Raw genomic sequence first — 12,606 nt, forward strand, 5'->3', positions numbered from 1 at the left:
CTGCGGCACACCGCGCGGGCATCAACCCAGGGCCGCCAGGGCCTGTTCGGCGCGTGCCTTCATATCGCCCTCGGCCTCGGCGATGATTTCCTCGATCAGCGCGCGCGCGCCATCGGTGTCGCCAATCGCCTTGAACTCGTCCGCCAGGGCCAGTTTGGTGGCCAGCGGATCGTCCTCGGCCTCGGTGGCCGTCGGGCCCGCGCTCAGGCTGGGCGACGGTGCATCCAAGTCCAGCGAGAGGCTGCTGAGATCGAAGTCCACCGCGGGCGGCTCGGCCCGCGCGGCCGCCGGGGCCGCAGCTGTTGGGGGTGGGGGCGGGGGCGTGGGTTCGCCGAAATCCAGGTCGGCCTCCGGCGAGATGTTGCTCATCGTCTCGCCAGACTGGTAGAGGGCGTTATCGGGGTCGAGTTCGCGGCCCAGTACGCTGATCACGTCCCATTCGGGGCCGCTGCCGCCGCTGGCCTCATGGGCTTGCGCGGCGATTTGGGTGAAATTGACCAGGTCATTGCGCTTGGCGTAGATCTCGGCGAGCTTCTGGTGGATGGCCACGCGCCTGGGTTGGCGCGGCAGCGCGTCCTTGAGGATGTCTTCGGCCTGCTGGTCACGGCCATAAGACAGGTAAAGCTCGGCTTCGGCCACGGGGTCCACGTCGTCACCCGCGGGCACGGACGGTGCGCCTTGGGGATCGCCAGGCTCTTCATTGGCCTGCATGCTGTCCTGGTACTCGTCGAGCGCAGCGCGCTGTTTGCGCCGACGGTAGACCAGCAAACCGATCAGCAGGGCGGCCAAGCCCGCGCCCGCGGCGGGCACGACCGGGTTGGCCAGCAGGTCATTCACCAGTTCGTCGAAAGAAACGGTGTGCTCGGGCGTGGCGGGTGTGGCCGCCGCAGCTTCCTGGGCAGCCGCACCCGTGGCCGAGGTGACCGGCACCGAATCGCCGCCCGTCGCCGCGCTGGGGGCAGTGGCGCTTGCCGCGGGGGCAGCGGGCGCGGGGCCCGATGCGGGCGGCGTGGGCGCCGTGGCCTTGCTCAACTTTTCCAGTTCGGCGATGTTCTTGTTCAGCGCGGCGCTGCGTTCCGCAGCCTCCCGGGCTTTGCGTTCCTCGGCCAGGGCTTGCGCGCTTTGCGCCTGAACCGCTCCCTTGGACAGGGTCAGCTGGTCGGGCGTTGTGGCCGCAGGCCGGCGGTCTTGCACCTGAGCTTGCACGTTGCCACCGGTCTGGCGCTGGGCCGCGGCGGCGCGAGCGGGGGCGGCGTCGGCCAGACGGCGACGGTAATCGTCGAAGTCCAGGTTCTGGGCAATGACGAGCTGGCGGGCCTGGTTGCGGGTCACGTTCTGCGCAGTCTCGGCCCCCGGGAGGGTGATCACCGCGCCGGTGCGCAGGCGGTTGACGTTGCCGTTGACGAAAGCCTGCGGGTTGGCGCGCAGCATCGCCACCAGCATCTGGTTGAGCGAAACCTGCACATAGGCAGGCTGCTTGGCCATGTGGGCCATGGCGATGTCACTCGCGGTATCGCCCTGCTTGACGGTGACGCGCGTGCTGCGCGGGGCCGCGGTCTGACGCGATTCGGTCTTGGCCGCTGCAGGCGCGGCCGAAGCGGCTGGCGCCGGGGCCGCGGAGGCGCTTTCGCTGGCCGCCGGCTGGGGCGAGGCAGGGGTTTCTGCTGCGACGGCGGGAGCCGGCGCAGGTTCCGCCGCCGCAGTGGGGCTAGGGCTGGGGCTGGGGGCCGTCGTCCCGCCTGCGGCCGATTCGGCGGCAGCAGGCTCGGACGGTGCCGCCGATGCCACGGGGGCCGTGGGCTCGGCGGCGGGCGCGGCGTCGGGGATCGGGGTGGCGGGCGGGGGCAAGGCCGTGGTCACGGGGGGTGTGAACACGGGCGCCGCGCTTTCGGGCGCGGCGGCTGCGTCGGCCGGCTTGCTGCTCTCGGGGGCGGTGGCGGTTGGCGTGCCGCCCGGCGGGGGATCGAACAGCAAGGTGTAATCGCGCACCAGCCGGCCCGAGGCCCAGGTGGCTTCCAAGATCAGGTCGACATAGGGCTCACTGACCGCCTGCGGGTTGCTCAGGCGCAGGAAATAGCGCCCGTTCTGTTGTTGCAGGGTGATCTGCAGGCCGTTGAGCGCGGGGCTGTACTCCATGCCGCTGGCCGCGAAAGAGGACGGCGAGGCCAGTCGGGCGCGCAGGGATGCGGCGTCTTCATTGCTGATGTCCAGCAATTCGACTTCGGCGCGCAGGGGCTCACCCAGCGAGGACTGGACCACCGCGCGGCCCAGGGACAGCGCGTGGGCCGCAGCGCTGAACAAGCCGAGCGCCGTCGCGCAGGCCAGGGCCAAGGCGCTTTTTTGAAGCACGCCTGGTTGCCAGCGGGCGCGGTGGGTTTGGGCGGAAATCACGGGGGCCTCCGAGAGTCGGGCAGGGGCTAAAAATCAAAAAGTACCATAGCATCAATGACTTGGCTTGACAAGCTGAGAAGATGCTTAATCTTTGCGTTTTCTTTCGTTTTGCACCCGTGCGAACCTGGCTGGCCGCGATCGGGTGCGTTCGGCGGCCGCGAGCGGCCGCCGTCATCCAGGCGTTCAGGCCTGCAGCAGGATGCGCAGCATGCGGCGCAGCGGTTCGGCCGCGCCCCACAGCAGCTGGTCGCCGATGGTGAAGGCACCCAGGTATTCCGGGCCCATGGCCATCTTGCGCAGGCGGCCCACGGGGATGGTCAGCGTGCCGGTCACCGCCACCGGGGTCAGATCGCGGATGGTGGCTTCCTTGTTGTTGGGGACGACCTTCACCCAGGCGTTGTCGGCGGCGATCATGGCCTCGATGTCCGCCAGCGGCACATTCTTCTTCAGCTTGAAGGTCAGGGCTTGGCTGTGGCAGCGCATCGCACCGATGCGCACGCAGAAACCGTCGACCGGCACGGCCGGCGAGCCGAAGCCTTCTCCCTGGCCCAGGATCTTGTTGGTCTCGGCGCCACCCTTCCATTCTTCACGGCTGACCCCATTGCCCAGGTCCTTGTCAATCCAAGGAATCAGCGAGCCGCCCAGCGGCACGCCGAAATTGGCGGTTTCCTCGGCCGAGAGGCTGCGCTGCTTGGCGATGACCTTGCGGTCGATTTCCAGGATGGCGCTCTTGGGGTCGGCCAACAGGCTCTTGACCTCGGCGTTCAGCGTGCCGTATTGCGTGAGCAACTCGCGCATGTGCTGCGCGCCGCCGCCGCTGGCGGCCTGGTAGGTCTGGGTGCTCATCCACTCAACCAGCCCCGCCTTGTACAGCGCGCCCACGCCCATGAGCATGCAGCTCACGGTGCAGTTGCCGCCGATCCAGTTCAAGCCGCCCTTGGACAGGGCGTTCTGGATGACCGGCAGGTTCACCGGGTCCAAGATGATGACCGCGTCGTCCTTCATGCGCAGCGTGGAGGCCGCGTCGATCCAGTGGCCCTTCCAGCCCGCCGCGCGCAGCTTGGGGAAGACCTCGGTCGTGTAGTCGCCGCCCTGGGCGGTGATGATGATGTCGCAACGCTTGAGCGCGTCGATGTTGTGCGCGTCCTGCAGCGTGGTCTCGTTCTTCGCCATCGACGGGGCCTTGCCGCCCGCGTTCGAGGTGGAGAAGAACACGGGCTCGATCAGGTCGAAGTCTTTTTCCTCGACCATGCGATCCATCAACACCGAGCCGACCATGCCGCGCCAGCCGACCAGACCTACCAACTTGCTCATTACCGTGCCCTTCACAACATCAGGTTAAAAACAAACAGCGTTCCAACACACACGGCGTCGCTGTGACGCAACCATGGGAATCAGGGACTGTGGCCCGGCTCCGACTCGTCGTTCGGTGCCGGAGAGGGCGCGCGACGAGCCGGGGCGAGGTCAGCCCTTGATCGTCGTGGTTTTGGTGATGTCCGCGCGCGCGACCCCGCCGGCCAGGATGGCGGCGGTGTTCAGAGGGAACAGGCGGGCGGGCGACATGGCGGGGGATTGTAGCGGATGGGGCCGCGCTGACGCCTTGTGGAACAATCGCGGCCCACGGCTTGTTGTCCTCCCCGGCCTTACGGTCCCGCGCGAGTCGCGCAAGCCCCAGCCCCGCGCTCCTTATCGAGGTTTCATGAATTCCCCCATCTCCTTGCCTTTTCGTAAGCTGCCCGCGCGTTACGCCGCCGTGGTGATGCCCTTGTTTCTCTCCCTCATGATGTCCGGGATCATTTCCTTCATCACCACCTTGCGCAGCATCGGTTGGCAGGCCATCACCTTGCAGGGGTGGCTGGGCGCCTGGGCGCTGTCCTGGGTGGTGGCCTTTCCGACCGTGCTCTTGCTCTTGCCCTTGGTGCGTCGCCTGACGGCCATGGTGGTGCAGATGGAGCGATAAGTTGGATCGGCAAGTTGGGCCGTTATTGAGCACTTGCCCTTGACATGAACCCGTCCACCGTCCTGCGCCTGATCTCCACCCCAGACACCGCCGACGCCAACGCCTCCGAGGACTACTTCCTCGCGCCCGAGAAACTCATCACGGGCAATCCGAAGCAGACGCTCTGGATGCATTACACCGACCCTACGCGGCAGTACGTCGTCGGCCTCTGGCGCAGCGAACCGGGCAAATGGCGCGTCCGCTACACCGAGGAGGAGTACTGCCGCATGCTGGAGGGCGTGAGCGTCATCACCGACGAGGCCGGTCACGCGGTGACCGTGCGTGCGGGCGATGAATTCGTGGTGCCTCGTGGTTTCGTGGGCACGTGGGAAGTGGTCGAGACCTCCACCAAGCGTTTCGTGATCTACGAGAAGACGCCGGGCTGAAGGCCTTCCAGCTCCCGGTCCAGGCGTGGATTGCCGATGTCACTGGCCAGCAGGCGGGCCACGGTGAGGCTGGCCTCGTCGCCCAGCCGGGCCTGGTGCGCGAGCGCACGGGCCGTGAATTCGCGCATGCCCGCGCCTTCGGCGAGGGCGCGCAGTTCGGCGAGCCAGGTGGTGGTCTGGGGCAGGTGATGCGGCAGGTTCTGGGCCATGGCCACGCTGCACAGCGCGTCCAGGGTGTAGCCCTGGCCCCAGAGGTAGGCGTCGGGCAGGCGCGCGCAACGCCGCAGCGCGTCGACCAGGAGGGTGATCGCCTGTGACGTGTCGCCTCGCGCGAAAGCGACCAGCCCCAGGCCGCGCCCGGAAATCCCTTCCCAGCAAGGATCACCCAGGTGGCAGCCCAGCGCCCAAGCCTGCTCAAAGCGTTCCGCCGCGCCGGCGACGTCCCCGCGCAGCAGGTCCAGCTCGGCGCACAGCGATTGCGGCCAGGGCAGGAACGCCGTCCAGGCGCGTTGCGCCAATTGCAGGGAGCGTTGGAGCGCGCTCGCGGCCTTGTCCAGTTCCCCCGTCAGCAGCGAGGCGCGACCGGACATGGAGAGCGCGTAGGCCAGCTGGCGTGTGTCTCCCACCCCTTCGGCCAGCGTGCAGGCCTGGTCCAGCACTGCGATGGCATCCGGGTAGTGGCCGGTGTCGCTGAGCGCCGCGCCCTGCACGGTGGCGATGCGGGCCTGTTCCGCGGGGTCGTCCGCGGCCAGGGGCGCGGCACGCCGCAGCCAAAGGAGGGCACGCTCGTAGCGGCCACGCAAAAACTCGACATAAGCCAGCTCGCGGCAGGCCGCCGCCGCCAAAGCGGGCCGGACCGAGGTGGCCTCTTGGTAGACGGCCAAGGCCTCGTGCAGGGCCTCGGCGCCTTCTTCGTCGCGGCCCCGGGCGGCATGCACCAGGGCGCTGCCCAGCGCCACCCGGGCGCGGGTGCGCAGATCGGGGTCATGGCTGGCGTCGGACTCGACGATGGCGCGGCGCAGGCAGTGCAACCCGGCGTCCAGCGCACCCGCGCCGACGGCGGCTTCACCGGCTTCGAGCTGGGCCAGCGCGGCGGCCCGGCCCGTGGCGGGTTGCGCAATGGGGCGCGCGGTGGCGGTGTGGATGGCCTCGTCCAGGGCCGGGCCGGGGGTGATGCCGAGCTCACGCCGGAACAACTCGCGGCACGCGGCCGCTTGCCGCGCGGCGGCGATCCCATCGCCTGCCACGGCCAGGCAGCGCACCAGCAGCACCTGGAAGTCTTCGTCCAGCGGGTTCGATTGCACGAGGCGGCTGGCGATGTCGGCGGCTTCGGAGGCCGCGCCGGCTGCCAACCGCTCCTGAGCGGCTTCGTGCAACAGGGCGTCGGTGGCCGCGCGCAGGCGGCGGCGCTCGGTGGCCAGCCAGACCTCAAAGGCCGGGCAGTTGGGGAAAAACATGCCCTCCAGCAGGTCCCGGCCCAGGCCGGGGAGTTGCAGTGCCTGCGGCCAGGCGCCGCGCGTCACGGTTTCGATGTCCACGCAGGCGTCGGGCGGCAGCGCCAGCAGGGGGGCCTCGACCCGAGGCATTGCCGCGTCGCCGAGCAGACGGCGCAACTCGCTCAGGTTCCAGCGCAAGGCGGCCAGTGGGTCCTCGGCGTCTTCGAAGAGCAGCGACGCCAGATGGGCCCGGGTGGAAGGCCCCGGGCGGCACAGCAGGTAGGTCAGCAAGGCCCAGGCCTTGCGTCCGCGTGGCGGCGTGACGGTCCCGCCCCCGCGTTCGACGCGAGGCGGACCCAGCAGGTGGATCGAGAGGAAGGGCATGCCTAGCGATGGTCGCGCAGGCCGTGCGTCAACGCAAGCCTGCGCGACCGGACCTCATTCCGCGGTCACGGGGTCGATGATCGCCTTGACCTGGGCGACGCTGTCGGCCGGAAAGCCGCCGCGCTGGGCGTGCTCGCGCACCGCGTCACCGCTCTCGGCGTTGTAGATGCAGTACATCTTGTCGCTGGTGACGAAGCTTTGCACCCACTGCACGCGCGGGCTCATTTCCTTGAGCACGCCGCAGGATTTCTGCGAGATGGCCTGCATTTCAGCGGACCGTGTGGCACCGATGCCGGGGATGGCGCGTTCGATGACGAATTTGGGCATGTGGGAGCTCCTGTGAAAGTTGAAGGAGCCCCGACGATAGGCGGCGGGCGTGTGAGCCACCGTGTGACGCACCCGCCCACAACCCGTCGTTCAAAAAAATCAGGACAAGGCCTTGACCACCGCATCCCCCATCTGCGCCGTGCCGACCTTGGTCGTTCCGGCGCTGTGGATGTCCGGCGTGCGCAGGCCCTGGGCCAGCACCTTCTGCACGGCAGCTTCGATGCGCTGGGCGGCGGCTTCCTGGTTGAGGCTGAAGCGCAGCATCATCGCGGCCGAGAGGATGGTGGCCAAGGGATTGGCCACGCCCTGGCCCGCGATGTCGGGCGCGCTGCCGTGGCTGGGTTCGTACAGGCCCTGGTTCTTGCTGTTCAGGCTGGCCGAGGGCAGCATGCCGATGGAGCCGGTGAGCATGGACGCCTCGTCGCTGAGGATGTCGCCGAACATATTGCCGGTGACGATCACGTCGAAGGACTTGGGCGCCTTCACCAATTGCATGGCCGCGTTGTCCACGTACATGTGGTCCAGCTTCACGTCCGGGTACTGCTGGCCGACTTCGGTGACGATGTCTTTCCAGAACTGGAAGGTTTCCAGCACATTGGCCTTGTCCACGCTGGTGACCTTCTTGTTGCGCTTGCGCGCGGCCTGGAAAGCCACATGCGCGATCCGCTCGATCTCGGGGCGCGTGTAGCGCATGGTGTCGAAGGCTTCTTCCGCGCCGGGGAAGGCGCCATCGGTGGCCGTGCGCTTGCCGCGCGGTTGGCCGAAGTAGATGTCGCCCGTCAGCTCGCGCACGATCAGGATGTCCAGGCCCGAAACCAGTTCGGGCTTGAGGCTGGACGCGTGCGTGAGTTGTTCGTAGCAGATGGCGGGGCGGAAGTTGGCGAACAGGCCCAGGTGCTTGCGCAGGCCGAGGATGGCTTGCTCGGGGCGCAGGGCGCGCTCCAGCTTGTCGTACTTCCAGTCACCGACCGCGCCGAAGAGGATGGCGTCGGCCTCTTTCGCCAGCTTGAGCGTGCTCTCGGGCAAGGGGTGCCCGGCGGCTTCGTAGGCCGCGCCGCCCACGGGGGCCGTCTCCATCTCGAACTTCAAGTCCAGGGCCTTCAGCACCTTGACGGCCTCGGCGATGATTTCGGTGCCGATGCCGTCACCAGGCAGAACTGCGATTTTCATGGGGAGAGTCTCCAATATGTTTTCGGGAAAGGCCGTGGACCGGCTTTGCCGGCCCACTGGCCTTGCCCACTGCAAGGGGGGGTGGCAGAGCGACACGAAGTGCGCGCAGCCTGGGGTGTGCTTAATGATTTACATCACGTGCGCCAGCCAGGGCTTGGTCGCCAGGCGTTGCGCTTCGTAGGCCTGGATCTTGTCCTTGTGGCGCAAGGTCAGGCCGATGTCGTCGAAGCCGTTGAGCAGGCAGTACTTGCGGAAGGGCTGCACGTCGAAGGCGATCTCCTCGCCCTGGGGCTTGACGACCACCTGCCGCTCCAGATCGATGGTGAGCTGGTAGCCGGGGAAGGCCGCACATTCGTCGAAGAGCTGGGCCACCGTGGCCTCGGGCAGCTGAATGGGCAGCAGGCCGTTCTTGAAGCAGTTGTTGAAGAAGATGTCGGCGTAGCTGGGCGCGATCAGCGCGCGAAAGCCGTACTGCTCGATGGCCCAGGGCGCGTGTTCGCGGCTGGAACCGCAGCCGAAGTTCTGCCGCGCCAGCAGGATGGAGGCGCCCTGGTAACGGGGCTGGTTCAGCACGAAGTCCGGGTTGGGCTTGCGCGAGGCCGGGTCCTGGCCAGGATAGCCCGGGTCCAGATAACGCCATTCGTCGAAGAGGTTGGGGCCGAAGCCGGTGCGCTTGATCGACTTGAGGAATTGCTTGGGAATGATGGCGTCCGTGTCCACGTTGTCGCGGTCCATGGGGGCCACCAGGCCTTGGTGCACGGTGAATTTCTGCATGGTCGGATTACTTGGTCATTTCCTGGATCTTCTCGCCGGCCTTTTCCAGGCCCTTGCCGACGGAATGACCGATTTCCTTGGAGTCTTCCTTGACGCCGGACCAGGTGCTGCTGCACGCGGCCAAGACCAGGCAGGTCGCGACGGCGGCGAGGCAGACGGTGATGCGTTTCATGCGGCTGTCCTTTCGTGAGGAGGGGGTGAGCAGGGCGCCTGGGCTGAGATGCCGTGGTTCGGCGCTCAGGCGATCGTGCGAATGTCGATGAAATGGCCGTGCACGGCGGCGGCGGCGGCCATGGCTGGGCTGACCAGGTGGGTGCGTCCGCCCGCGCCCTGGCGGCCTTCGAAGTTGCGGTTACTGGTCGAGGCGCAGCGTTCGCCAGGCTCCAGCCGGTCGGCGTTCATGGCCAGGCACATGCTACAGCCGGGCTCGCGCCACTCGAAGCCAGCGGCCTTGAAGATCTCGTGCAGGCCTTCGCGCTCGGCCTGTTCCTTGACCAGGCCCGAGCCGGGCACGACCAGGGCGAGCTTGATGTTCTTGGCGACTTTTTGCCCCAGCTTCTTGATGACGGCGGCGGCCTCGCGCATGTCCTCGATGCGGCTGTTGGTGCAGGAGCCGATGAAGACCTTGTCCACGTAGATGTCGTTCAGGGGCTTGCCCGGTTCCAGCGCCATGTAGCTCAGGGCGCGCTCGATGGCGCCGCGCTTGACGGCGTCCTTTTCCTTGTCCGGGTCGGGCACGCGGCCATCGATGCCCAGAACCATTTCGGGCGAGGTGCCCCAGGTCACCTGCGGCAGGATCTGGGTGGCGTCGAGTTCGACCACGCGATCGAACTTCGCGTCGGCGTCCGAGTGCAGCGTCTTCCAGTAGGCGACGGCCTGGTCCCATTCCAGTCCGGTCGGCGCCATCGGGCGGCCCTTGACGTACTCGATCGTTTTCTCGTCCACGGCCACCAGGCCCGCGCGCGCGCCCGCCTCGATGGCCATGTTGCAGACCGTCATGCGGCCTTCCATGCTCAGGGCGCGGATGGCCGAACCGGCGAATTCAATGGTGTAGCCCGTGCCGCCGGCGGTGCCGATCTTGCCGATGATGGCCAGCACGATGTCCTTGGCCGTCACGCCCTTGGTCACCTGGCCTTCGACCTTGATCAGCATGTTCTTGGCCTTCTTGGCCAGCAGGGTCTGGGTGGCCATCACGTGCTCGACCTCGCTGGTGCCGATGCCGTGGGCCAGCGCGCCAAAGGCGCCATGGGTGCTGGTGTGGCTGTCGCCGCAGACCACGGTCATGCCAGGCAGGGTCGCGCCGTTCTCCGGGCCGATCACGTGCACGATGCCCTGGCGCTTGCTCATGAAGGGGAAGAAAGCCGCCGCGCCGTATTCCTTGACGTTCTTGTCCAGCGTGGTGATCTGTTCCTTGCTGATCGGGTCGGCGATGCCGTCATAGCCGCGTTCCCAGCCGTTGGTCGGCGTGTTGTGGTCGGCGGTGGCGACCACGGAACTGACGCGCCAGAGCTTGCGGCCGGCCTGGCGCAGGCCCTCGAAGGCCTGCGGGCTGGTGACTTCGTGCACCAGGTGCCGGTCGATGTAGAGGATGGCGGTGCCGTCTTCCTCGGTGTGGACGACGTGCTCGTCCCAGATCTTGTCGTAAAGCGTTTGTCCCATGGTGGCTACTTTGCGTGAGTCTCTGGAGAAAGGGGCATTTTATGCGGGGCGACGTCGCGGACATTCCCTCTGCGCTGGGGCCTGCTGACCGGCGTGGATTTGGCGGCATGGACTTGTGGCAAGCTCAGCGCCATGCCCATTCCTGAACACGAGGTCGAATTCACCGCCGTGCGCGCCCAAGGCCCGGGCGGGCAGAACGTGAACAAGGTGTCCAGCGCGGTCCACCTGCGCTTCGACATCCGCGCTTCGTCCCTGCCAGAGCACGTGAAGGACCGCCTGCTGGCCTGGCCGGACCAGCGCGTGAGCAAGGACGGCGTAGTGGTGATCAAGGCCCAGACCGCCCGCACCCAGGAGCAGAACAAGGCCGAGGCCTGGGCGCGCCTGGCTGAACTGGTGGCGCAGGCTTCGCACATTCCCCGGCCGCGCCGCGCCACGAAGCCGACACGGGCGTCCAAGCTGCGCCGCTTGCGCGGCAAGGCCGTGCGCGCCGAGGTCAAGGCCGGGCGCGGCAAGGTCTCGGACTGAATCGCTTACCGGCTTGCCGCTGCGGACCAGGGCCCGGCAAGCCAGGGCAGGGCGGGCCCGCCCGAGGAGATGCCGTCCCGTCAGCGCTGAAGAAAGGCCGGCACGCCGCGTCCCTGTGACGCCAGGAAAGACATCATCGGGTCCACCACAGCCCGCACCGCCGTTCGTTCGCCCACGCGGTCGCGCCAGGCCACCAGGCGAGGCGTCGCGGTCGTCATGCCCGCGCCCTTGCGGTCGGCGAACACATGGGCCATGTAGAAGGCGATGTCGGCGTAGGAGTAGGGGCCGGCCAAGTACTCGCGCGTGGCTAGCAGCGCTTCCAGGTCCTCGTAGAAACGGGCGCAGGCGGCGCAGGCCGCAACCGCCGGGGCGCTCCGCATGTCATGCTGCAGGCCGAAGAGCTTGACCACGTTCGGAAAGAAGACCTCGTCGGACTTTTGCTCCAGTTGCCGCGCGTGGGCCCGCTCGGCCACGCCTTGCGGCCACAGTGCCAGGTGCGCGGGGCCGGGGTAGCGGTCTTCAAGGTATTCGAAAATCTGCGTCGAGTCGAACAACGCCACCTCGTCGTCGACCAGCACCGGCACTTGTTGCTTGACCGGGTTGACCCGCAGCACCTCGGGGTGTTTGGGTTCGTAGGCGTCGTCGGTGGTGAAGGGCACCATGACCAGTTCGAAGGCCAGGTTTTTTTCACGGGCCGCGATCTCAACCTTCGCGCCGAACATGCTCAAGGGGCCGGAATAAATGTGGGTCTGCATGGCCCCGACTTCAACAGAAATCGGCGCTGGGCGCATCGGGTGCACACCCTGTGTGGGCGGGCCTCACGCCGCTTGCACGTCGATGGTCCAGGCGGTTTTCGCCCACGCTTGTGCTTCTTCGTGCAGCAGCCAAGCGGATTGCGGCCAAGCACGTCCCCAGCCTTCGGGGTACTCCAGCCGGACCGAGCGTAGCCCGTCCCAACTCAGCCGCAGGCCCTGCAAGTCCGGCTCGCGCCGGGCGTGGCAGAGGATGACGGCCAGGCGCAGGGCCAGCAGTTGCAGCACGAAGTCCGGGTCGTCGAGTTGCAGGCCTTCGAGCTTGCGCAGCTTGCCCCGGTGTCCCAGCACCAACTGGCTGAGGCGGTGCAGCTCGTTCATGGTGAAGCCGGCCGCGTCCGCGTTGTCGAGGATGTAGGCGCCGTGGCGGTGGTAATCGGTGTGCGAGATCGCGCTGCCGATCTCGTGCAGCTGGGCGGCCCAGTTCAGCTTGCGCAGATGCCGGGCGAGTTCGTCGTGCTCAAGGGGGGCTTGGTCCTGCACCAGCGACATCAGCAAGAACTCGGCGACCCGGCCCACGCGCTGGGCTTGGCGCTCGTCCGCCCCGAAGGTGTGCGCCAGCCGCTGCACGCTGAGGCTGCGCTGGTCGCTTTGGGCGTGTTCTCGGTCCATCAGGTCCACCAGCGCGCCGTGCCGCAGCGCGCCCTGGGCCACGTGCATCTCGTCGAGCTCCAGCAGCGAGAACACCGCGCGCAGCACCGAAAGACCACCGCCGATGACGGCGCGGCGGGCTTCCTTGATCC

At 67.7% G+C, this 12,606-nt stretch carries 13 protein-coding genes; 3 read left to right on the plus strand and 10 right to left on the minus strand.

The features are described 5' to 3' along the window. Positions 1–21: 21 nt before the first annotated feature. Together HGR_RS05965 and asd are read right to left on the minus strand one after the other, a co-directional pair. On the minus strand, positions 22–2,391 hold the full coding sequence (locus tag HGR_RS05965; RefSeq protein ID WP_006297235.1) for a type IV pilus assembly protein FimV: 2,370 nt from the start codon (positions 2,389–2,391) through the stop codon (positions 22–24). Between the two features lie 183 nt (positions 2,392–2,574). Continuing rightward, complete coding sequence (asd, locus tag HGR_RS05970) at positions 2,575–3,705, minus strand: aspartate-semialdehyde dehydrogenase (RefSeq protein ID WP_006297236.1); 1,131 nt, start codon at positions 3,703–3,705, stop codon at positions 2,575–2,577. Positions 3,706–4,090: 385 nt separating this feature from the next. On the opposite strand from asd, the gene HGR_RS05975 reads away from it, so the two are divergent. Further along, positions 4,091–4,351, plus strand: a complete 261-nt coding sequence (locus HGR_RS05975) for a DUF2798 domain-containing protein (RefSeq protein WP_006297241.1) — start codon at positions 4,091–4,093, stop codon at positions 4,349–4,351. A 44-nt stretch (positions 4,352–4,395) separates the two neighbouring features. Next, positions 4,396–4,776: a cupin domain-containing protein gene (locus HGR_RS05980; protein ID WP_006297243.1), complete on the plus strand. Its 381-nt coding sequence runs from the start codon at positions 4,396–4,398 to the stop codon at positions 4,774–4,776. Here the strand turns inward: HGR_RS05980 and HGR_RS05985 are convergent. The 6 genes from HGR_RS05985 to leuC form a co-directional block, all read right to left on the minus strand. After that, positions 4,755–6,596 carry a BTAD domain-containing putative transcriptional regulator gene (locus HGR_RS05985; RefSeq protein ID WP_006297245.1) on the minus strand — a complete coding sequence of 614 codons (1,842 nt, stop codon included), beginning with the start codon at positions 6,594–6,596 and terminating at the stop codon, positions 4,755–4,757. The genes HGR_RS05980 and HGR_RS05985 overlap by 22 nt on opposite strands. Before the next feature lie 54 nt (positions 6,597–6,650). Further along, the gene (locus HGR_RS05990) at positions 6,651–6,923 is read right to left on the minus strand and encodes a DUF4242 domain-containing protein (RefSeq protein ID WP_006297247.1); all 273 of its coding nucleotides are present in this window, start codon (positions 6,921–6,923) and stop codon (positions 6,651–6,653) included. 99 nt (positions 6,924–7,022) lie between these two features. Next, positions 7,023–8,093 (minus strand): 3-isopropylmalate dehydrogenase, encoded by a 1,071-nt coding sequence (leuB, locus tag HGR_RS05995; RefSeq protein WP_006297249.1) that lies wholly within the window; start codon positions 8,091–8,093, stop codon positions 7,023–7,025. A gap of 129 nt (positions 8,094–8,222) precedes the next feature. Beyond that, on the minus strand, positions 8,223–8,867 hold the full coding sequence (gene leuD / locus HGR_RS06000; protein WP_006297251.1) for a 3-isopropylmalate dehydratase small subunit: 645 nt from the start codon (positions 8,865–8,867) through the stop codon (positions 8,223–8,225). Between the two features lie 7 nt (positions 8,868–8,874). Continuing rightward, complete coding sequence (locus tag HGR_RS17245; RefSeq protein ID WP_006297252.1) at positions 8,875–9,039, minus strand: hypothetical protein; 165 nt, start codon at positions 9,037–9,039, stop codon at positions 8,875–8,877. Between the two features lie 65 nt (positions 9,040–9,104). Continuing rightward, positions 9,105–10,526 carry a 3-isopropylmalate dehydratase large subunit gene (leuC, locus tag HGR_RS06005; protein ID WP_006297253.1) on the minus strand — a complete coding sequence of 474 codons (1,422 nt, stop codon included), beginning with the start codon at positions 10,524–10,526 and terminating at the stop codon, positions 9,105–9,107. Positions 10,527–10,658: 132 nt separating this feature from the next. Between leuC and arfB the strand changes: the two genes are divergently transcribed. Beyond that, a complete protein-coding gene (gene arfB / locus HGR_RS06010; protein WP_006297254.1) occupies positions 10,659–11,051 on the plus strand; it encodes an alternative ribosome rescue aminoacyl-tRNA hydrolase ArfB in 393 nt (130 codons plus the stop codon). 80 nt (positions 11,052–11,131) lie between these two features. Here the strand turns inward: arfB and HGR_RS06015 are convergent, their stop codons facing one another. Together HGR_RS06015 and HGR_RS06020 are read right to left on the minus strand one after the other, a co-directional pair. Beyond that, positions 11,132–11,806 carry a glutathione S-transferase family protein gene (locus tag HGR_RS06015; protein ID WP_006297255.1) on the minus strand — a complete coding sequence of 225 codons (675 nt, stop codon included), beginning with the start codon at positions 11,804–11,806 and terminating at the stop codon, positions 11,132–11,134. 63 nt (positions 11,807–11,869) lie between these two features. Next, a partial coding sequence (locus HGR_RS06020) for a Ppx/GppA phosphatase family protein (protein ID WP_006297256.1) occupies positions 11,870–12,606 on the minus strand: 737 nt, incomplete at its 5' end.

It is taken from the genome of Hylemonella gracilis ATCC 19624 (assembly GCF_000211835.1).
GTDB lineage: Bacteria > Pseudomonadota > Gammaproteobacteria > Burkholderiales > Burkholderiaceae_C > Hylemonella > Hylemonella gracilis.